The sequence below is a fragment of the Cellulomonas bogoriensis 69B4 = DSM 16987 genome (assembly GCF_000767165.1).
GTDB lineage: Bacteria > Actinomycetota > Actinomycetes > Actinomycetales > Cellulomonadaceae > Actinotalea > Actinotalea bogoriensis.
The window spans coordinates 16471-37202 of record NZ_AXCZ01000008.1; the positions used below are offsets into that span (position 1 = coordinate 16471).

The following is a 20732-nucleotide window of genomic DNA, read 5'->3' on the forward strand; positions in this document are numbered from 1 at the left end:
TCAGTCGTTCACGCGACCCAGGTAGGAGCCGTCACGGGTGTCGACCTTGACCCGCGTGCCGGCCTCGAGGAACAGGGGCACCTGGATCTCGGCACCGGTCTCGACGGTCGCAGGCTTGGTACCCCCGGTGGAGCGGTCACCCTGCAGGCCCGGCTCGGTGTAGGTGATCTCCAGGACCACCGAGGCCGGCATCTCGACGTACAGGGGGTTGCCCTCGTGGGTCGCGACGATGACGTCCTGGCTCTCCAGGAGGTAGTTGGACGCGTCCCCGACCGTCGCGGCGGCGACGGTGATCTGGTCGTACGTCGAGGAGTCCATGAAGACGAAGTCGTCGCCGTCCTTGTACAGGTACTGCATGCTGCGCTTGTCGACGTTGGCGGTCTCGACCTTGGTGCCCGCGTTGAAGGTCTTGTCGACGACCTTGCCTGACAGGACGTTCTTGAGCTTGGTCCGGACGAACGCGCCGCCCTTGCCGGGCTTGACGTGCTGGAACTCCACGACGGACCACAGCTGGCCGTCCAGGTTGAGCACGGTGCCGTTCTTGAGGTCGTTGGTGGAGGCCACGTCTGATCTTCCTGTCGAGCGTTCAGGGACGGGCGAGGTCGGCCTGCATCGCTGCGGGCGCCTGGCGCAGTGCCCACCCCGGGGGCGGACCGCCGACCATCCTAGCGGCCGTCAGCCGATCAGCAGCCTCGCGACCGCCCCGGCCGCGACGGCCCAGAGCATGGAGGCGAAGGTGCCGATGACGAACCGCTCGGACGTGCCGGGGTGGTCCCGCAGCTCGGGGTAGCGCCCCAGACCCTTGACCGCGACGACGAACGCGATCCCGGCGGGATACCCGGCGAGCACGCACGCGGTGACCCCGAGCCGTTCGAGGATGCCGATCCACGTGCCACCGCGCAGGGGTGCCGGGCCGACCGGTGCGGGCGGGCGTGCCGCCGCTCCCCCGTCCGGGCCATGATCGGCGTGCTCGTCCACCTCGTCGGGGTGCTCGTCGACCTCGTCCGGGCGGCCGGCGTCGCCGGAGCGTGCGGCGGCCCGCAGGACGAGTGCCGTCAGCGGCCATCCGCCGAGCGCGCTGAGGGCGAGGGTGAGCAGGGTGACGAGGACGACCCAGGGCATGTCCATCAGTGCCTCCCGGTGGCGTGGGCGGACTCGTCGGCTGCGTCGAGCAGGCGCGCGAGGGTGGGGCGGACGGCGAGCTCCTCGGCCCACGCGGCGGCGCGCAGTCGCTGGCTGACGGCCTGCTGGGTGATGCCGAGGCGACCGGCGACGGCGTCCTGGGTGGTGGGGACGTCCACCCGGTGGAGCTCGTCGATGACGGCCCACCCCGCGGGGGTGCGACGGCTGATCACGGTGGCCAGGAGCGTGAGGACGGACTCGCAGTCGTCGGCGAGCTCGGGGACGGTGGTGCTGACGGCCAGGGGCGCGGGCCGGGCACGGGACTTGGCACGCTCGACGGCGTCGCGTGCGTGGAGGAACGCGATGCCGGACCCGGCACGGGTCTCGGCCGGCAGCGGGAGGTCGACGGGACCGATGCCGATCCCGACGCTCCAGCCGGACAGCCGCAGGACGCGCAGTGCGGTGTCGACGACTGCCGCCGAGTCGTTGAGGACGACCTGGACCTCGTCGCCGACGGTCCTCTCGATCCCCCGCACGATCCCGGGGGCGCCTGCGGACAACCGCGCCCCGGCCCACCCCAGGAGCCGGTCGACCTGGTCACCGCGCCGCCTGCTGGCCCGCTGGTCGATCGTCATCACGAACACGGGACAAGCGTAGCGATTTGTTCAGCCCATGACCAGCCCTAGGGCTTGTTCAGAAGGGTGGTGGCGAGGGCTGTGAGGGCCAGGCGGTAGGACAGGTGCCCGAAGCCGGCGATGGTTCCGGTGGCCACGCCGGCGACGACGCTGTGGTGGCGGAACGTCTCGCGGGTGGCGGGGTTGCTGAGGTGGATCTCGATGAGGGTGAGGCCGCTGGTGGTGACCTGTGCGGCGGCGTCCCGCAGGGCGTAGGAGTAGTGGGTGAAGGCGGCGGGGTTGAGGACGACGTGGGTGCGGGTGTCGACGGCCTGGTGGAGCCAGGCGACGAGCTGGGACTCCTCGTCCGTCTGGCGCACGTCGACGTCCAGGTCGAGCTCTTGCCCCCAGGTCCGGCACCGGTCGGCGATGTCCTGGAGCGTCATGATCCCGTAGATCTCGGGTTCGCGGACCCCGAGGCGCGCGAGGTTGGGGCCGTTGAGGACGACCACGGGCAGGGTGGCGGGGGCGGTCACAGGTCGATCCCGATGCCGGGGGTGGGGTCGGTGGACACCTCGGCGTAGGCGGCTGCCAGCAGGGCGGGGTCGGGTCCTTCGAGCCGCCCGGGCCGGCCGGTGCCGTCGAGGACCACGAACCTGAGCAGGTCGCCGCGGGTCTTCTTGTCGCGGCGCATCGCGGTGTGGAGCTGGTCCCACCGGTCGCCCCGGTAGGTGGTGGGCAGCCCGAGCCGGGTCAAGACGTCGCGGTGCCGGGTGACGGTGTCGTCGTCGAGGCGTCCGGCGAGGCGCGCCAGCTCGGCGACGTACACCATGCCGACCGCGACGGCTGCGCCGTGGCGCCACCGGTAGCGTTCGACCTGCTCGACGGCGTGCCCGAAGGTGTGCCCGTAGTTGAGGATCTCCCGGAGCCCGGACTCGCGCAGGTCCTTGCCGACGACGTCGGCCTTGACCTGCACGGACCTCTCGACGAGCTCACGCAGGACGGTGAGCGCCCGGTCGGTGAGCTCGGGGGCGGTGAGGGCGTCGGCGTGGGTCTCGACGAGCTCGAGGATGCGCTCGTCGGCGATGAACCCGCACTTGACGACCTCGGCGAGGCCGGCCGTGCGGTCGTGGGCGGGCAGGGTCTGCAGGGTCCGCAGGTCGCACAGCACACCGGCCGGTGGGTGGAACGCCCCGACGAGGTTCTTCCCCTCGGGGGTGTTGATGCCGGTCTTCCCACCGACGGCGGCGTCGACCATCGCCAGCAGGGTGGTGGGGACGTGGACGACCTTGACGCCCCGCAACCAGGTGGCGGCCACGAACCCGGCGAGATCGGTGGTCGCACCCCCGCCCAGACCGAGGACCGCGTCGGTGCGGGTGAACTCGGACTGGCCGAGGACCTGCCAGCAGAACGATGCGACCTCGGCGGTCTTGGACTCCTCGGCCTCGGGGACCTGGGCGAGCACGACCTGGTACCCGTGGGTGGTGAGGTCGTCGCGGACGGCCTCGGCGGTGGCGGTGAGGGCCCCGGGGTGGATGACGAGGACCTTCGCCGCGTCACCGATCAGCGGTGGCAGCTCGGCGAGGAGCTGCTCGCCGATGACCACGTCGTAGGGGTGGTCCCCGGTGACGTGGACGACGGTGGGTGCCTGGGGTGTGTCGGCCGGCATCGGCGCTCCCTGGTTGGTGGTGGTGCGCGTGGTGGTGGTGCGCGTGGTGGTGGTGCGCGTGGTGGTCAGCGCAGGTGGTCGGTGAGGTGCGCGGCGACCTGCTGGGGGTGCTTGTCGTCGGTGAGGACGGTGATGTCGGCGAGCTGCTCGTAGAGGGGGCGTCGGGCGTTCATGAGTGCCTGCCACTGCGCGCGGGGGTTCCCGACGAGCAGGGGGCGTGACTGGTTGAACCCGACGCGGGGCGCGGCGTGGGTGAGGGTCACGTCGAGGAACACGACGGTGCCGCCGTCGGCCCGGTACTGCTGGAGCGCGTCCTGGGTGCCGGCGTCGAGGACCGCTCCCCCACCGAGGGCCAGGACGCCGGGGTGCTCGGTGAGTGCGGTGCTGACGGCGCGGCGCTCGAGCTCCCGGAAGGCGGGTTCGCCGTCGTCGACGAAGATCTCGTGGATGGGCTTGCCGGCGGTGTGCTCCACGTCGGTGTCGGTGTCGCGGCTGGGCAGATCCAGGGCGTGGGCGAGGGCACGGGCGACGGTGGACTTGCCGGAGCCGGGTGGCCCGATGAGGACGGCGCGGGGACGGGTGGTGGTCACCGCTGGGCCTCGGGGATGGACGCGAGGTAGGCCTGGTGGTTGCGTGCGACCTCGGTGACGCTGTCCCCCCCGAACTTCTCCAGGACGGCGTCGGCGAGGACGAGCGCGACCATCGCCTCGGCGACGACGGCGGCGGGGGGGACGGCGCACACGTCGGAGCGTTGGTGGATGGCGCGGGCGGTGTCGCCGGTCGCGACGTCGACGGTGTCCAGGGCCTTGGGCACGGTGGAGATCGGCTTCATGGCGGCGCGGACCTTGAGGACCTCACCGTTGCTCATGCCTCCCTCGACGCCCCCGGCGCGGTTGGTGCGGCGGCGGATGCGCCCGGTGACGGGGTCGCGCTCGATCTCGTCGTGGGCGGCCGAGCCGCGCCGGGCGGCGGTGCGGAACCCGTCGCCGACCTCGGTGCCCTTGATGGCCTGGACGCCCATGAGGGCGGCGGCCAGGCGGGCGTCGAGGCGACGGTCCCAGTGGGTGTAGCTTCCCAGGCCGGTGGGCACCCCGTAGGCGAGGACCTCCACGACCCCGCCGAGGGTGTCGCCGTCCTTGTGGCACCGGTCGATCTCGGCGACCATCTCCGCCGAGGTGGCGGCGTGGAAGCACCGCACCGGGTCGGCGTCCAGGGCGGGCACGTCGTCCGGGGTGGGGAGCACCGCGTCCTCGGGGCTGCCCACGGGACCGATGGCCACCACGTGGGACACGAACCGCACCCCGACGGCCTGCTCGAGGAACCGTGCCGCGACCGTGCCGAGCGCGACCCGGGTGGCGGTCTCCCGCGCGGAGGCACGCTCCAGGACGGGCCTGGCGTCGTCGAACCCGTACTTGCGCATGCCCACGAGGTCGGCGTGACCGGGGCGGGGTCGGGTCAGGGGCCGGTTGCGGGCGATCTCCCGCTCGTCCCCGGTGCCCGCGTCGATCAGGAGCCGCTCCGGGGGCACCGGGTCGGCGGACATGACGTCGACCCACTTGGGCCACTCGGTGTTGCCGATCTCGACGGCCATCGGGCCGCCCTGCGACACCCCGTGACGCAGGCCCGCCAGCACCCGCACCTCGTCCTGCTCGAACGACATGCGGGCCCCCCGCCCGTACCCGAGCCGACGCCTTGCCAACGCCCCCTGGATGTCACCGGTGGTCACCTCGACCCCGGCCGGCAGGCCCTCGAGGATGCCCACCAGGGCCTGACCGTGGGACTCCCCCGACGTCAACCAACGCAGCATGCGCCGATCATCCCACGCGCCCCGCATGCACCGGGGCCCACGTCCGGGCAGCGGACGTGGGCCTGGGTGGGTCCTGCGGGTGACGGGTGCGTTCAGCTCGCGATGGTCTCGTCCTCGGACGGCGCCGACTCACCGTCACCTTCGGCGACCTCGCCGCCGGGGGTGCTCTGGAGCACGTACACGAACCCGTCGATGATGGTCTCGGCGTCGCCGTGCTCGGTGGCCGGCCGTCCCCCGCTCGCCTCGGCCTCCTCCTGCCCGGTGACCGTCAACCCGGTCACGACGAAGAGCCGGGTGAGCCCCTCCTGGACCGAGTCCACGAACGAGACGGTGTCGTCGTAGGTGCCGACGACGGTGATCTGCACGGGGATGGCGACGAAACCCTGGACGCCGCCGCTGGGCGGAGCCTGCTCGGGCGCCGGCCCGGTCGCTCCGGGCTCGGGTTCCGTGGCCTCGTCCCCTTCGGCGCCCTCCGGCTCGGGCTCCGCCGGCGCTGCCTCCGGCGGTGTCGCGGCGAAGAACTCCTCCGGGCGCCCGGGCGTGACGTTGAGGACGGTGACCCCTGCGCCGTCCGCGGCGTCGTCCAGCTCACGCAGGAGGTCCGGGACACCGTCGTCGAGCGGGATCTGCTCCTGGATGGCGGCGAGCTCGGCCCGGTAGAGGTCGAGGTCCTCGAACTGCTGGCGCAACGTCGCCAGGCGCTGGGCCTGGATGTCGTTCTGCTGTCGGGTGCTCTCGATCTCCTCCAGCGCCGTCCCTGCGCGCTGGAGCTGGGGGCCGATCCCGACGAACCAGGCGAGCACCAGGACGAGGACGGCACCGACAACGGCCCCGGCGATCCACGGGCCGGGCTTGGTGGCAGACATCAGTCCTCCTCCTCGACGGCGTCGAAGCGCCGCGCGTAGGCCTCGTCGGTCACCTGGACCGATCCGGTCACGTCGTAGTACTCGATCCCCTCGAGCGGGCCGGACGAGCCCTCGGTGCGTCCGGTGAACGTGACGTACGCGTCCTGGAACGCCGGGATGCTCTCGAGCTGTTCGGCCCAGCGGGCCACGTCGGGCAGCTCCAGCGCGTGGCCCTGGAACTCGAGCGTGACGACCGAGGGCTGGTGCAGCGGGTTGGACACCGTCGCACCGGGCTGCATGGGGGTGGCCCCCGAGGTGCGGATGCTCGTGAACGCCACGTCGGAGGGGGACACCGTCATGAGGTCCTCGAGATAGCCCGCCCAGAGGATCTCGGTGGAGGACCCGAGGAGGCGCGCGCGGGTCGCCGCGTCGAGGTCGGCAAGCACCCGGGGCACCTCGGAGTACTGGCGCTGCTCGGCGATCAGGCGCGCGGTCTCGGCACGCTCGGCCTCGAGCTCGCGCTCGGCGGCCTGGGCGAACAGCATCGAACCGACGAACCCGACGGCGGCGGCGACCACGACGCCCACCAGGGCCAGCGCGAGCAGCCGCTTGAGGGTCCGCAGCGAACGTGAGGCCCGGATCTCGGCCGGGAGGAGGTTGACCTGCGGCACGGCGCTGGCCCCTTGGAGGATCCCGCCCTTGGGGGTGCTCATGCCACGGCTCCCATCGCCAGGCCCACGGCGATGGGGCACTCGGGCTGGATGGCGTCCCACGCCTCGCCGGTCGGCGCAGCCCGGCCGGCCCTGAACTGGGCCAGGGGCTCCCCGATCGAGACCGGGACCCTGCCTGCGCTGGCGAGGTACTGCCCGACCCCCGGCATCTGCGCTCCACCGCCACTGAGCACCACCATCTCCACCGCGGAGCCGGGGTGGTTGCCCGCGTAGTACACGAAGGTGTTGCGCACCGACTCGATGAGCGAGCGGGTCACGGAGCTGACCGCCTCCGCGGCGCCCTGCAGCTCAGGGGTCACCTGGTACCCGACGCCGACCTGCCGCTTGATCTGCTCGGCCTCGGAGACAGCGATGTTCATCGCGGTGGTCACCGCGTCGGTGACGTCCTGACCACCCGAGGGCAGCATCCGGATGAACTCGGGTCGACCTCCGGAGACGACGGCCACGGTGGTGATCCGGGCGCCGATGTCGACCAGTGCCACCGTGCGGTCGGCGAGGTCGCCGTGGACCTGGACCCGGGCGAGTGCGAACGCGTTCAGGTCGACCATCACCGGCCGGAGGCCCGCGGTCTCGACGGCGAGGGTGTTGGCCTGGACGGTGTCCTTGGTCGCCGCGACGAGCAGCCCCTTGGCCATGAGCCCGTTGTTGGCGGCGTAGGTCGAGACGGGGTAGTAGTCGAGCAGTGCGTCCTCGACCGCCACCGGGAGCATGTCCTGGACCTGGAACGGCAGGGAGGAACGGATCTGGGCGATGGGCATCGCGGGCAGCTCGAGCTCGCGGACGAGGACCCGCTGGTTCCCGATCCCGATGACGACGTCGCGGGTGGCGAACTTCGCCTGCGCCCACAGCTGACGCAGGGCGCTGGCCACGGTCTCGGGCTCGGCGACCTCACCGTCCCTCACCGCGCCGAGCGGGAGGGGTACCTGCCCGTAGCGCACCAGGGTGGGGCCGGACCGGCTTGACCCCTGGTCGACCTCGGCCGCTCTCACGTGCGTCGTCCCGATGTCGAGACCGACGACCACTTTCTTGCCCACAGATCCTCCGAACCTCGTGTGCGTCCAGTGGTTCTATCGGGCGACGGTGCCGTGGTCTTGAGGGATTGACGGGGCGATGTCACAGCACGAGGTCGAGGTACGCCCTCCACAGCGTTTCTCCGACCGTCAGACCGAGCCATGCACCGGCCAGCATCCAGGGACCGAACGGGATCCCTGACTTGCGGCCGGCGCGGCGCGCGAGGATGAGACCGATGGAGAACAGCCCACCGAGGAGAAAAGCGCTGAAGGCGCCAATCACCACGGCCCCCCACCCGACCCATCCGAGGTACAGACCGAGGAGTCCGGCGAGCTTCACGTCACCGAACCCCATGCCCTTCGGGTAGGCCATCGCCAGGGCGAAGTACGCGATGAAGAGGATGGCACCCGCGGCTGCCGCCCTCAGCAGCGACCCGATGCCAGAGGTGGTGAGGGCAGCCGCAGACAGGGCGACGACAGCGACCACGTAGGAGGGCAGCACGATCTTGTCCGGGAGCCGGTGCACGTCGAGGTCGATCATCGCCAGGGCGATCGACACCGCAGCGAGGTACAGGTACGCGGGAAGATCCGGTCGGAAGCCAAGACCCCAGGTCAACGCCACGAAGGCCAGGGCCGTCGCGAGCTCGACGAGCGGGTAGCGCACCGGGATCCTGGCGCCGCAGTGTCGGCACCGGCCCTTCAGGAGCAGCCACGACAGGACCGGCACGTTGTCACGTGGGGCGATCTCCGCGTCGCATCCCGGGCAGCTGCTGCGGGGACGGACCACCGACCGGTCCCGCGGTACACGCCAGATGACGACGTTGAGGAAGGACCCGATCGCGAGACCGACCACCCCCACCAGGACGTAGACGAGGACCTCCATGACAGTCGACTACCGGTAGCTGCCGTCGACGTTCATCACCGGACGGACCTCGACCCAGACGGTCACGCCATAGGTGGTGGTGACCGGCGAGAGGAACTTCGGTGGTGCGACGTGCTGAAAACGCAGGTCGTAGTTGTAGTTCTTGCCGTACCCGGTGCCCACGGCCCCGCCGGAGCCGGTGCCGACCGTCCCCCGGTACTTCTGTGCGATCGCACCGTTGATCTCGAGAGTTCCGCGGTTACCGCCACGGTCGTAGTTCTGCACCATGAAGGTGTGCGCCACCGAGAGGATCGCAGCGTCGATCCGACGGTTGACGTACTGGGAGTTGTTGAGGATCTCGTTGCTGCGACCGAAGTTCCAGCTCGTGACCGTTCCGGTCCGTTCGCACGTGTAGATGCCGGAGTTTCCCGAACCACTCGTCCGGTTGCACACCCAGTTGTTGCCCGACATGACGGACGGGACGATCAACCACCACGACGCACCGGTGAGGCTCCGGGACTGGGCCACGGTCTGGTTCTCCCGGGTCTCGACGACGGCCGTCCCGCTGCTGGAGGAGAACGTCTGGCGCTCCGGGTTGTGGACGTAGACGGCGTTCTGACCGACGAGACCCAGGATGCTCTCGTTGCTGTCGACGTAGCGGACGTCGCCGGTGACGTAGATGTAGTTCTCGGCGGCGATGGTGAGCTTCGCGTTCACGTTGCCCTGGACGAAGGCGTCACCGTTGCGGCACCCGTAGACCTCGCTGTTGGCGACGTACTCGCCGGGCAGCGGGAACCCGACGGGGTTGCCTGCAGCGTTGCGGCCGGAGGACGACGTGCGGTCCTCGGGCAGGCAGGTCGGGGTGCCCGGCGCGCCGGGCGCCCAGTAGTTCGCGTCGGTGGGGTCGGCAGGAACGTTCTGGACGAACATGACGTTGTTGTCCGGCGGGGTGAACGTCTGACCGCCGGCGGACCCCAGGCCCGTGGGCCCCGGGGTGCCACAGCTGGAGTTGTTGACACCTGAGGATGGGCTCGTGAACCGCGTCCACGGGGAGTGGACGGTCACCCGCCCGTCGGAGTGGAACGTGATCCGGGTCGGCCCCGTGTACAGGCACCCGGGGCGGGGGACCAGATCGGGGATGTCAGGCCTGGTCTCACGCTTGATCTCCGCGTTCGTCTGCGGCATCCCGAGCGGCGCCTGGTACGCGGGCTGGTTGCCGGGCATCCGGGTGAAGCTGGGCGAGCCGGACCCGTGGTAGCGGGTGCCGGTCGTGTTCCAGGAGGTCGTCGTCCAACCGTTGAACGTCGGGTTCCCCGAGACCTGCATCGCGTCGTTGGTGTGCAAGGGCCCGTTGATCACGTCGGCGGTGATGAAGTTGATCGTCCCGCATCCGGACGGGGGGTTGGCGGTGCTGCGACCTTCGTAGCGGTACCGGTTGCAGGCCGCCGGGTCGGAGCCGCTGATCTCAGGATCGATGATCTCGTACTGGGTGAAGTAGAGGAACTCGATGAAGCCCCGCTGACGCAGGTCGGCGACCACCGTGCGCGTGCTGCCGTCGGCACGTCCGGTTGCCCGCACCCGCAGCGTCCCGGTCGTGTAGTAGTCGGAGTTGTCGACCTCGTAGCGGAAGTGGGCGGTACCGTCGCTCCCCGGGACCTCGGCCCACGGGCCACCCTCGCCGACACCGAACGCCGGGTTCGCCTGGTCGGGCAGGCGAACGGTCGATCCGGACGCCTGGGTGTACTCCGACTCCGGGTTGCCGAACACGAAGTAGCTGGTGTCGTTCGCGAGTCGGCTCTGGTACTCCTCGATACCGGCGTAGGCCGCGGCGAGGGCACCGTGCCAGTCCTGGTCCGACTTGGCCTTCCGTTGTGTCGAGATCGCGAACGTCGTGGCGGTGACGATGAGCATCGCGAGGACCGCCGTGACGGCAATGACCGTCACGAGGGCGATTCCCTCGTCTCCGTCGGCGGTGCGCTGGCGCCTGGCTCGGTCGGTCACAGTGCTGCTCCCACTCGGTCGATGCCCAGGTTCGGCAGACCCACCTGGTTCTCGATGGTCACCGGCGCAGCCCGGCCGGTCGGGTCCGCCTGGACGTTCAGCCGGATCTCGATGACCGCGACCTGCTGCCGGGCGTTCAGGTTGAGGGCACCGCCGGCGGGCGGTGCGAGGACGTTGCAGTTCGGTGACGCAGGTGCGCACACGGTGCTGGACCGGTACCTGAAGAGCGCCGGGGAGTCCTCCGGGATCTGGCGCGCGACGGGCCTGCTGGAGTCCGGCGGGCGTGTGGGCGAGCCGAACGTCCAGTAGGGCGCCGACCCCGCGTCGGCGTTCCACCGTTCCTCGATGAGCTGACGGTTCTCGTCGATGCGGAACCTGACCTTGATGGGTCTCGGGTTCATCGAGTCGGTGTCGAGAAACGCGTGCAGGGTGATGTCATCGGGACGGGCCTCCAGCAGGACCGGGAGGTTGTCGGTGCCGTCCTGCCTGATCTCGGTCCCGGAACGGATGACACGCGTCAGCTCGTTCATGCCGATCGCCGCAGTGTTCGTGGAGTCGACCGCGCTGCGCTCCCGCGTGAAGGAGCGCGAGAAGTTGGTGACCAGGGTGAGCACCAGGGCGGTCACGACCGAGAACAGGAAGATCGAGATGAGGAGCTCGGGCAGGCCGAACCCGGCGTCCTCGCGACGAAGCCGTGCGATCGCTGCGTTCATGAGGACCTCGGGTCGAGCGTCAGGACGTTCCCGGTGACCGTCCCCCGGCTCATGGGAGCCATCTGACCGGAGGTGATGAGGGTCGACGGGTTGGACGACGTGCCCCGGTACAGCTGCCAGGAGCCGTACGGCAGCGCCAGGACCGCGTTGCCGTCCCCGTCGATCGGTGCCGGGTTGAAGATGAACTCGTACCCCTCGGAGCAGCCCGGGTCCTCGGTACCGGGGGGCGGGCTGCCCACGGACACCGCCCTGATGAACCGGCTCCCGGTGGTGCCCGGCGTGACGGTCACGGTGACGAGGCCGGTGCGGACAGGGCCGGTCACGGTCTCCCCCGGGCCTCCAGCAAGAGCCTCCGAGCGCGCCCCTCCCGGCCATGCAGCGGGATCAGGCGACAGGCATCCTTCGGACACGCCCTCGATCGGTGCACGGTACCGGCCGGCGATCACGTCGTAGCCGGACGCGAAGGGGAAGGCGCTGAAGTTGCGGGGGTTGGTGCCCGTGGGCGCGGTGGGCTCGACGATCCCGTAGGTGCTGAGGAAGGTCGTGGGCATCGTGCGCGCCACGCTGGGGGTCGGCTCGGCGCCCTCGGCGTAGGTGACCCGGTACGTGGCTGCGGCGTCGTAGTTGAAGGACACCGAGGCGCTCGTGCCGGCCGACACGGCGGTCGAGGTGGTGGGGTTCTCGACGTTGGTCACGTCACGGTAGCCGGGCCTGCTGATGGACACCCGGTAGCTGCCGGGCTCGACCCGCAGGATGAACGCACAGCCCTGCGCATCGGTGGTGACGGCCGGCAGCGCCGAGCCCACCGGCGACCCCGCCGCGTTGGTGCGCTGGGCCGTCACCGTCACGCCGCCGGCACCCTCACCGGCGCCGTTGAGCACCGACACCAGCAGCGTCCCCCTGGTGGGGTCGTTGATGCGGGTCTTCGGGTCGATGACGGTGTCCGCGCGGGCAGGCACGCTCCCGGCGCGCATGTTCTCCCACGACACCTCGACGTTGACCCGCTTGTACCGCAGCTGGCCACCACCACCGCCACAGACGATGTCCTCGTCCGGGTCCGAGATCCACGCCGTGGAACGGCTCACGGTGAACACGTCACCGTTGAGCTCACGCGTGTACGTCGTGTCGAGCAGGTCGAAGAGGTCCTCCTCCTCGCGCGCCCGGTCCACGGCCTCGGCGGCCAGGTGGGTCGCGACCTGGCGGGCGCGGGAGTCGCGCCCGATCGTCATGACCGAGAGCATCGTGTAGATGACCCCCGACGAGACCAGGGCGAAGATGAACATCGCCACCATGACCTCGACCAGGGTCAGCCCCTCGTCGGACGACTGGTACAGCCGCTTCCGCATCGCTCCCACGTCACCGACTCCCCTCACAGGAACCCCACTAGCTCCGACGTCTGATCAATCCCCCGAACATGCGACCGGATGTGGGAACCGTCTCGCGACGGCGCCCACATCCGGTCCACGTCACAATGGATCAGGGGTTAGCGGAGTCCGTCGTGACACCCGTGGTGCTGTCGTACGTGAAGGTCCTTGAACCAGAGTCAAGACTCGTGTGGGTGCCGACCAGCGTGAACGAGTTCCCGTCCGAGGCGACGTTCGCCGTGACGGTGACGTCCTGCGTGGTGTTGAAGCCCGCGTCGCTCCACTCCGAAGCAGTGGTCTCCGAGGGAAGACCCGAGTACGAGCCGTTGTTGTTGACGGCGTACGACTCAGCGGCGATCGCGGCGTTACGGACGTCGGACTCGACCTGCGAGGCCCAGGCGTTCTGGCGCTGGTTCAGAAACGCCGGGATGGCGATGGCGGCGAGGATGCCGATGATGATGATGACGACGAGGAGCTCGATCAGGGTGAAACCCCGGTCCTTCTCCTCCATGGTCTTGTGCATGCGAGCGATCACGAGATGCTCCCCTTCGATGGCAGATTCAATGGTTGATCTCGACCGGGCCCTGCAGCCCTGTCGAGCCCTACCCCCCCTACATCGGGGGGCTTCTCGAGGTCCTTGAGCCGTGACGGCCGTCACCTGCGAAGTTTCACCCGGTCGGGCCAGTCAGAGGCCGCTGCCGTCACCCGTACGGGTCACTGGACCAGTTCGAAGATGGAGAAGATCGGCATGTACAGGGCGATGATCATGGCGCCGATGATGGTCCCGAGCACCGCGATCATCAGGGGCTCGATCAGGGACGTCAGCTGCTCGGTGGTCGACTGGACCTCTTCGTCGTAGAACTGGGAGATCTTGTTCAGCATGGTCTCCATCGACCCCGAGTCCTCACCCGTGGCGACCATCTGGACCACCATCGTCGGGAACACGTCGTGCTGCGCCAACGGAGCCGACAACGACTGTCCTGTACGCACGTTGTCCTGGACGTCCTTGACGGCCACCTCGATGGTCCAGTTGCCGCTCGTCTCACCCACGATGTCCAATGCCTGCAGGATGGGCACACCGGCCCCCAGCATCGTCCCGAAGTTCCGGGTGAAGCGTGCGATCGCGACCTTCTGGAACAGCGGACCGAAGATCGGTATCCGGAGCATGAAAGGGTCCTTCTTCGACCGGACCGCGTCGTCGTTCTTGTGCTTCTTCCACCAGATGGAGAACGCCACGACGACCACCAGCAGCACCGGGGCGACGTACCGCATCGCCTCGGACAGGAACACGAGCACCTGGGTGGGCAGCGGCAGCTCCCCACCCAGGTCGGTGAACATCTGCTCGAACACGGGCACGATGAACAGGAGCATCCCGACCACGGCCAGGATCGCCATGATGAACACCATCACCGGGTAGGTCATCGCCGACTTGATCTGGGCACGCAGCTTGACCTCGGCCTCGAAGTTGTCGGCGACCGAGAGCAGCGCCTTCTCCAGGAACCCGCCGATCTCACCGGCCTTGATGATGTTGATCATCAAGGGCGGGAAGACGTCCTTGTGGCGGGCGATCGAGTCCGAGAGCGCCGACCCCGTCTCCACGTCGTTGCGGACCTGGCCGAGGACCTTGGCGAGCGGCTTCTTCTCCGTCTGCTCCGCCAGGATCGCGAGCGTCCGCAGCAGCGACAGACCCGCAGAGATCATCGTCGCCATCTGCCGGGACATGACCGCCAGGTCCTTCAGGGTGACCCGCTCCCCCAGGCCGGCGATCGAGATCTCGCGGTTGAGGCCCGTGTTCTGGACCTCGGAGATCGACAGGGGCGCCATGCCCATGGTCTTGAGCCGGTTGGCGACCGCGGCCTCGTTGGCCGCCTCGATGCGGCCCTTGACCATCTTGCCGCTGCGATCGCGGACCGCGTACTCGTACGTGCGTGCGCTCACCGCGCACCTCCCTGACCGTTGGGCGGGCCGTACCCGGGCCGGGGCGGCTGCGGCGGGTACCCGGGCGGAGGCCCGCCGTACGGTTGCTGCGGTGCCCCGTACCCGGGCTGCTGCTGCTGAGGTTGCCCGTAACCCTGCTGGGTGGGTGCCGGGCGTGGGGGCATCGGGGGCGGGAGGGGCGGCAGGGCCTCAGTGCCCACCCCCGTCTTGGGCTCGGCCATCCCGCCGGCGCCCTGGGTCATCCGCGAGGTGCGTCCCACCAGGCGGTTGAAGTCCTCCATGTGGTGGCACTTCTCCAACCCGGTCTCGTAGGTGATCTTGCCGGAGCGCACGAGCTCGGCCAGGTGCTGGTCCATGGAGTGCATGCCCTGACCGGCGCCGGCCTGCATCGCCGAGTAGATCTGGTGGGTCTTGCCCTCACGGATCAGGTTCCTGATCCCGGGCGTGGCGATCATGACCTCGGTGGCGACCGCACGCCCAGTCCCGTTGGCCTTCTTGCACAGCGTCTGGGAGATCACGCCCTGCAGGGCGCCCGCGAGCTGCGTGCGGATCTGATCCTGCTGGTGGGCCGGGAACACGTCGATGACTCGGTCGACGGTCTGGGCGGCGTCCTGGGTGTGCAGGGTCCCGAACACCAGGTGGCCGGTCTCGGCGGCGGTCAGCGCCACCGAGATCGTCTCCAGGTCACGCATCTCACCGACCAGGACGATGTCCGGGTCCTGGCGCAGGACGTGCTTGAGCGCCGCCGCGAACGAGTGGGTGTCGGCACCCACCTCACGCTGGTTCACCAGGCACCGCTTGTGCCGGTGCAGGAACTCGATCGGGTCCTCGACCGTCATGATGTGGTCGCTGCGCGTCCGGTTCGCCAGGTCGATGATCGCCGCGAGGGTCGTGGACTTGCCCGACCCGGTCGGGCCCGTCACCAGGACGAGCCCACGGGGCAGGCCGGCGAAGTTCGCGACCGACGGCGGCACACCCAGCTGTTCCAGGGGTCGGATCTCGTAAGGGATCATGCGGAACGCCGCACCCACCGAGTCACGCTGCTTGTACATGTTCACGCGGAACCGCGAGATGCCGCGCACCGCGTACGCGAAGTCCAGCTCGAGCTTCTCCTCGAACGTCTCCCGCTGCTTCTGGCTCAGGACCGCGTACAGGCTGCGCTGCAACGCGTCCGGGTACAGGGTCGGGAAGTCCTCCAGCGGCTGCAGCGCACCGTCCAGGCGGATCATCGGCTGCGAGCCCGACGTCATGTGCAGGTCGGACGCACCACGCTCGATCATCTCCCGCAGGGCCGCGTCGAGGTCGACGTCGCCCTCGCGCACCATCTGCGCCATGCCGATGCGGGCGTTGCGCTCCGGACGGGCGGGGCCGCTCGACGCGAGGCTCGGGGCCGGTGACGGCACCGAGCCACCGCCCTGGGCGGGACCCTGCATGCTGTGGCGCGGTGCACCCGCGGCTGGGTACTGGTCGTTCACATCTGGGCCTTCCGGTCGTGCGCCCGGCGACCGGACGCTCCCGTTCGTACCTATCGACGTCTTGGGGGGTGCTCTTGAGGGAACCTGGCCTGCCCCGTCAGGCGATGACCCGCAGGATCTCCTCGATCGACGTGTCGCCGAGCAGCACCTTGGTCCACCCGTCGTCGCGGAGGGTGATCATGCCCTGCTCCCGTGCGGTCGCCCCGATCTCCGCCGAGGAGGAGTGCGCGACCGCGTGCCGCTCGACCTCCTCCGTCACGCGCATCACCTCGTGGATCGCGAGCCGACCCTTGTACCCCGTCTTCGAGCACGCCGAGCACCCCGCCGGCCGGAACAGCCGGGGCTTCTCCTCCCCCGGTTCCCACGGGAACCGGGCAGAGACCAGCTCGGTCTCGGACGGCTCGTACTCCTCCTTGCACTTCTTGCACAGGCGCCGCGCGAGCCGCTGGGCGACGATGCAGTCCAGGGCCGAGCCCACGAGGAACGGTTCGATGCCCATCTCCACCAGACGGGTCACCGCGCTCGGGGCGTCGTTGGTGTGCAGGGTCGAGAGCACCAGGTGACCGGTCAGCGCCGCCTCGATCGCGATCTGGGCGGTCTCGTGGTCACGGATCTCACCGAGGAGCACCACGTCGGGGTCGGACCGGAGGATCGACCGCAGGGCCGCGGCGAACGTGAGCCCGGCCTTCGGGTTGACCTGCACCTGGTTGATGCCCGGCAACCGGTACTCGACCGGGTCCTCGACGGTGATGACGTTGATCTCGGGCCTGGACACCGCGTTGAGGGTCGCGTACAGGGTCGTGGACTTGCCCGACCCGGTGGGCCCGGTCACCAGGATCATCCCGTAGGGCTTGACGTAGGACTCCCGGTACGTCTCCAGGTTGTCCTCCAGGAACGACAGGTCCCGCAGGTCCAGGCTCGCTGTCGAGTTGTCGAGGATTCGCATGACGACCTTCTCGCCCCACACCGTGGGCAACGTCGCCACACGCAGGTCGATCTTGCGGCCGTTGTGCGTGATCGACATGCGGCCGTCCTGGGGCTTGCGCCGCTCGGCGATGTCGATGTCGCTCATGATCTTCAACCGGGAGATGACCCCACCGGTGATGTGCTTGGGTGAGCGCTGCATCTCGTGCAGCACACCGTCGATCCGGTACCGCACCCGCAGGTCGGTCTCGGTGGGCTCGATGTGGATGTCGGAGGCACGGTCCTGGATCGCCTGCGTGACCAGCAGGTTCACGTACCGGACGATCGGCGCGTCGTCCTCGATCGAGTCCCCGATGCGGGAGAAGTCGATCTCCTCCTCGACCTGGTTGGCCTCGAAGGACGACGCGAGGTTGTCGATCTCGTCGTCGGCGCGGCAGTGCCGGTCGATGGCCTGCACGAGGTCGTCGTGGGTCGCGACCACCGAGCGGACGGGCATCCGTGCGACCGACCGCACGTCGTCGACCGCCAGGACGTTCCCCGGGTCGGCCATCGCCAGGACCACCGCACCCTCACGGATGCTGATCGGGAGGACCATGTGCCGCCGGCACATCGACCCGGGGACCAGCGAGACCGCGCCGCGGTCCACCGGGAACTCGGCGAGCTCGACGAACTCCATGCCGACCTGCGCCGAGAGCGCCCGCACGAGCTGCGCCTCGGACAGCATCCCGATCTCGACCAGGACCCGGCCCAGGGACTCCCCCCGTGCAGCGGACTCGTCCAGGGCGGCCATCAGCTGGCCCTCGGTCACGAGCCCTTCGTCCAGGAGGATGTCGCCGAGCTGCTTCACAGGTGTCCTTCCGGGGCAGCGCCGCACCCGGGGCGACCCGAGAGCAGCAGGGGGCTGTGCTCTCTGATCTATCGGCAGCGCCGGTTCAACCCTGAAGGACCCGGACCAGCGCGTCTGACATCACCCGGACCGGTGCGGTCCGACCGGTCATCAGACGCACCTGCTCGGTCGCCTGGTGCAGGAGCATGCGCTCCCCACCCACTGTCGTGCCACCGGCTCGCGTCCACGCCGCGGCCAGGGCTGTGGGGCGAGGGTCGTACGCGCAGTCCAGCAGCACCCCGCGGACGGTGGCGCCTGTGGCGCCCAGGTCGGTGGCGATGACGTCCGCCGCGTGCGGGGGCAGGGTCGAGACCACGACGTCGGTGGCGGTCAGGGCGGTCATGACCCTCTGGGGGTTGATCATCCGGAAGTCCGGTTCGACGCCCATCCGGTGCGCTGCGCGCATCGTCCCGCCGGCGCGTGCCATCGACCGCACCAGCACCAGGGGCCGGGTGCACCCCATCTCGGCCAGGGCGGCCAGCGTCGACGCCGCGGTCGCGCCCGCCCCGATCACGGCTGCCGATCCGACGCGCACGTCCTGGCCCAGCCCTTCACGCAGCGCGGCGACCACCCCGTGCACGTCGGTGTTGGCGCCCACCAGCACAGGTGCGGAACCCGCCGCGGCCTGCACCAGCACCGTGTTGACCGCCCCCACGACCTCGGCGAGTGGCTCGACGTGGTCCAGCAACCCCAGGACCGTCTTCTTGAGCGGCATGGTCAGGCTCAACCCCGCCCAGGTGGCGTCGAGGCCTGCGACCACGTCGGGCAGCTGCTCCTCGGTCACGTCGAGGGCCTCGTACCGCCAGCCGTCCAGCCCGAGCGCCTCGTAGGCGGCCCGGTGCAGGACCGGCGACAGCGAGTGGGCGATCGGGTGACCGAGGACGGCCGCGCGCCTCACAGGTTCTCCGCCTCCCACCGTCGGAGCTCGGCGACGTACTGCTGGTGCTCGCTGTAGGTCTCGGAGAACTTCGTCTCCCCCGTGTCCAGGTTCACCGTCACCCAGAACATCCACGGGCCGTCGGCCGGGTTCAGGACGGCCTCGATGGAGTCCAGCCCCGGTGAGGCGATCGGCGTGGGCGGCAGCCCGTTGTGGGCGTAGGTGTTGTACGGGTTGTCGGTCGCGTCAGAGCTGATGTCGGCGCGGGTCAGCTCCATCCCGGACTTGTCCAGGCCGTAGGCCACGGCCGCATCGATCTGCAGCGGCCACCCCTGCTCCAACCGGTTCTCGATCGCGCGCGCCATCATCGGGCTGGCCTCGGCGTTCGGCGACTCCCGCTCCACCAACGACGCCTTGTTCAGGACCGTCTCCCACTCCGACTCCGGCACCTCCCGCTCCTCCAGGACGGCGACGGTCTGCCCCACGAGCTGCGCGATCATCTCGGCAGCCTCGGTCCCGGGCTCGAAGTCGTACGTGAGCGGGAACAACCAGCCCTCGTAGCTGCCGTCCGCGGCACCGGGCAGACCGGTCGCCTCGGTGTCCTCCATCGCGGCCTCGAACTCCTCCACGGGCACCGCGGTCACCGACGACAACCGCTCGAGGATCTGCTCGACACGCTGCCCCTCGGGGATCGTGACCCGCATCTGGACACGGTTGGCCGACTCCAGCAGGGCCGCGACGGCGTCCTGCCCCCGCATCTCCAGGGCCAGCCGGTAGGTGCCGGGCTGGATCCGCTCGGCGTCCGGGTTCGCGGCGAACGCCGTCGTGAACGCCCGGGTGCTCGCCACGACCCCTGCGTCGTGCAGGGCCTGCGCCATGGCCGAGCCGGTGGCACCGGCCGGGATGTTCACCTCGACACTTCCGTGGCCGGGGCCGGGGTAGTCCTGGAGCTGCTGCTCACCGGGCGATCCGAAGTCCGACAGGACCGGCAGCACGTAGGTCACGACGCCGTACCCGATGCCGCCGAGCAGGCCGAGGGAGATCACCAGTGCCAGCACGTTGCGGCGACGGCGGCGACGTCGGCGCCGCATCCGCTCCTCGCGCTGGGCCCGACGGGCCGAGCGAGCAGACACCTGGTTCGGCTGGATGACCTCGTCGAGGAAGCTGTCGCTCACCGCCTGGTCTCCCGTCGTCCCGTCGCCCTCATGCCTGCCATCCGGTCGTGCCTTCCTGTCCGGTACAGCCGGTGCGTGCCCGTGCCCCGCGGGCTGGTCTTCCTCACCGTTCCCCCGCGGCTGGTTCTACGAGCTCGCCCGGGCGTGCACCCGTGCTGCGCTCCTGGTCGACGGCCGCCTGCAGGATCACCACAGCCGCCGCCTGGTCGACCACCCCACGGTGCCGGCGGCCCGCACGCCCCGATGCGTGGAGGGCCTGGTGGGCGGTGACCGTGCTCAGACGCTCGTCCACCAACCGGACCGGCACCGGCGCGAGGGCGCCGGCCAGGGCCACAGCGTACGTGCGTGCCAGCGCCGACGACGAGCCCTCTCGGCCGGAGAGGTGCCGCGGCAGACCGACGTAGACGACGGCCGCGTCCCGCTCGGCGACGATCTCCCTGATCCGGGCGATATCGGGGCGCTGCGGACCTGGGGTGACGCACGCCACCGTTTCCACAGGGTGCGCCACGATCCCGTCGGGGTCGCTCGCGGCGACACCGACGCGGACCGTGCCCACGTCCACTCCGACGCGCGCACCCCGGGGAAGCACCTGCACCGGTCAGGCCCCCCCGACCGCGGAGCGCACCGCGTCCAGCGCCGCGGGGATCGCACCGGTGTCCGTCCCACCGCCCTGCGCCACGTCGTCCTTGCCACCCCCGCCGCCACCGAGCACCTGGGCC

22 protein-coding genes are annotated in these 20732 nt (G+C 70.1%); all 22 read right to left on the bottom strand.

Going from position 1 to position 20732, the window contains the following annotated elements:
- Entirely contained in the window at nucleotides 1-564 is a 564-nt protein-coding gene (efp, locus tag N869_RS01780; RefSeq protein WP_035056994.1) for an elongation factor P, read from the bottom strand.
- Between the two features lie 111 nt (nucleotides 565-675).
- On the bottom strand, nucleotides 676-1128 hold the full coding sequence (locus tag N869_RS01785) for a hypothetical protein (protein ID WP_052104850.1): 453 nt from the start codon (nucleotides 1126-1128) through the stop codon (nucleotides 676-678).
- Nucleotides 1128-1757: a hypothetical protein gene (locus N869_RS01790; RefSeq protein ID WP_232229573.1), complete on the bottom strand. Its 630-nt coding sequence runs from the start codon at nucleotides 1755-1757 to the stop codon at nucleotides 1128-1130. Before N869_RS01790 ends, N869_RS01785 begins: the two co-directional genes overlap by 1 nt.
- A 47-nt stretch (nucleotides 1758-1804) precedes the next feature.
- Entirely contained in the window at nucleotides 1805-2272 is a 468-nt protein-coding gene (aroQ, locus tag N869_RS01795) for a type II 3-dehydroquinate dehydratase (protein WP_198025922.1), read from the bottom strand.
- Nucleotides 2269-3405 carry a 3-dehydroquinate synthase gene (aroB, locus tag N869_RS01800; protein WP_035057000.1) on the bottom strand — a complete coding sequence of 379 codons (1137 nt, stop codon included), beginning with the start codon at nucleotides 3403-3405 and terminating at the stop codon, nucleotides 2269-2271. Before aroB ends, aroQ begins: the two co-directional genes overlap by 4 nt.
- 65 nt (nucleotides 3406-3470) lie before the next feature.
- Complete coding sequence (locus tag N869_RS01805; RefSeq protein ID WP_035057002.1) at nucleotides 3471-3995, bottom strand: shikimate kinase; 525 nt, start codon at nucleotides 3993-3995, stop codon at nucleotides 3471-3473.
- Entirely contained in the window at nucleotides 3992-5212 is a 1221-nt protein-coding gene (aroC, locus tag N869_RS01810) for a chorismate synthase (protein ID WP_035057005.1), read from the bottom strand. Before aroC ends, N869_RS01805 begins: the two co-directional genes overlap by 4 nt.
- 92 nt (nucleotides 5213-5304) lie before the next feature.
- Nucleotides 5305-6078, bottom strand: a complete 774-nt coding sequence (gene pilO / locus N869_RS01815) for a type 4a pilus biogenesis protein PilO (RefSeq protein ID WP_035057007.1) — start codon at nucleotides 6076-6078, stop codon at nucleotides 5305-5307.
- A complete protein-coding gene (locus N869_RS01820; RefSeq protein ID WP_035057010.1) occupies nucleotides 6078-6770 on the bottom strand; it encodes a hypothetical protein in 693 nt (230 codons plus the stop codon). The genes pilO and N869_RS01820 overlap by 1 nt, the downstream gene beginning before the upstream one ends.
- Complete coding sequence (pilM, locus tag N869_RS01825; protein WP_052104851.1) at nucleotides 6767-7822, bottom strand: type IV pilus assembly protein PilM; 1056 nt, start codon at nucleotides 7820-7822, stop codon at nucleotides 6767-6769. The genes N869_RS01820 and pilM overlap by 4 nt, the downstream gene beginning before the upstream one ends.
- A gap of 79 nt (nucleotides 7823-7901) precedes the next feature.
- Complete coding sequence (locus N869_RS01830) at nucleotides 7902-8681, bottom strand: prepilin peptidase (RefSeq protein WP_035057015.1); 780 nt, start codon at nucleotides 8679-8681, stop codon at nucleotides 7902-7904.
- A 9-nt stretch (nucleotides 8682-8690) separates the two neighbouring features.
- Nucleotides 8691-10661 carry a hypothetical protein gene (locus N869_RS01835; RefSeq protein ID WP_035057017.1) on the bottom strand — a complete coding sequence of 657 codons (1971 nt, stop codon included), beginning with the start codon at nucleotides 10659-10661 and terminating at the stop codon, nucleotides 8691-8693.
- Nucleotides 10658-11374 carry a PilW family protein gene (locus N869_RS01840; protein ID WP_035057020.1) on the bottom strand — a complete coding sequence of 239 codons (717 nt, stop codon included), beginning with the start codon at nucleotides 11372-11374 and terminating at the stop codon, nucleotides 10658-10660. The genes N869_RS01835 and N869_RS01840 overlap by 4 nt, the downstream gene beginning before the upstream one ends.
- Entirely contained in the window at nucleotides 11371-12720 is a 1350-nt protein-coding gene (locus N869_RS01845; protein WP_035057022.1) for a prepilin-type N-terminal cleavage/methylation domain-containing protein, read from the bottom strand. Before N869_RS01845 ends, N869_RS01840 begins: the two co-directional genes overlap by 4 nt.
- 130 nt (nucleotides 12721-12850) lie before the next feature.
- Nucleotides 12851-13273: a prepilin-type N-terminal cleavage/methylation domain-containing protein gene (locus tag N869_RS01850; protein WP_052104852.1), complete on the bottom strand. Its 423-nt coding sequence runs from the start codon at nucleotides 13271-13273 to the stop codon at nucleotides 12851-12853.
- A gap of 179 nt (nucleotides 13274-13452) precedes the next feature.
- Nucleotides 13453-14628 carry a type II secretion system F family protein gene (locus N869_RS01855; protein ID WP_084136333.1) on the bottom strand — a complete coding sequence of 392 codons (1176 nt, stop codon included), beginning with the start codon at nucleotides 14626-14628 and terminating at the stop codon, nucleotides 13453-13455.
- Between the two features lie 44 nt (nucleotides 14629-14672).
- A complete protein-coding gene (locus tag N869_RS01860; protein ID WP_232229568.1) occupies nucleotides 14673-16079 on the bottom strand; it encodes a type IV pilus twitching motility protein PilT in 1407 nt (468 codons plus the stop codon).
- Nucleotides 16080-16248: 169 nt separating this feature from the next.
- Entirely contained in the window at nucleotides 16249-17922 is a 1674-nt protein-coding gene (locus N869_RS01865) for a GspE/PulE family protein (RefSeq protein ID WP_035057028.1), read from the bottom strand.
- A gap of 85 nt (nucleotides 17923-18007) precedes the next feature.
- Nucleotides 18008-18859 (bottom strand): shikimate dehydrogenase, encoded by an 852-nt coding sequence (locus N869_RS01870; RefSeq protein WP_232229569.1) that lies wholly within the window; start codon nucleotides 18857-18859, stop codon nucleotides 18008-18010.
- On the bottom strand, nucleotides 18856-20013 hold the full coding sequence (mltG, locus tag N869_RS01875; protein ID WP_052104853.1) for an endolytic transglycosylase MltG: 1158 nt from the start codon (nucleotides 20011-20013) through the stop codon (nucleotides 18856-18858). Before mltG ends, N869_RS01870 begins: the two co-directional genes overlap by 4 nt.
- 103 nt (nucleotides 20014-20116) lie before the next feature.
- Nucleotides 20117-20569: a Holliday junction resolvase RuvX gene (gene ruvX, locus N869_RS01880; protein ID WP_232229570.1), complete on the bottom strand. Its 453-nt coding sequence runs from the start codon at nucleotides 20567-20569 to the stop codon at nucleotides 20117-20119.
- Between the two features lie 42 nt (nucleotides 20570-20611).
- A complete protein-coding gene (locus N869_RS18845) occupies nucleotides 20612-20725 on the bottom strand; it encodes a DHHA1 domain-containing protein (RefSeq protein ID WP_408606336.1) in 114 nt (37 codons plus the stop codon).
- Nucleotides 20726-20732: the final 7 nt, after the last annotated feature.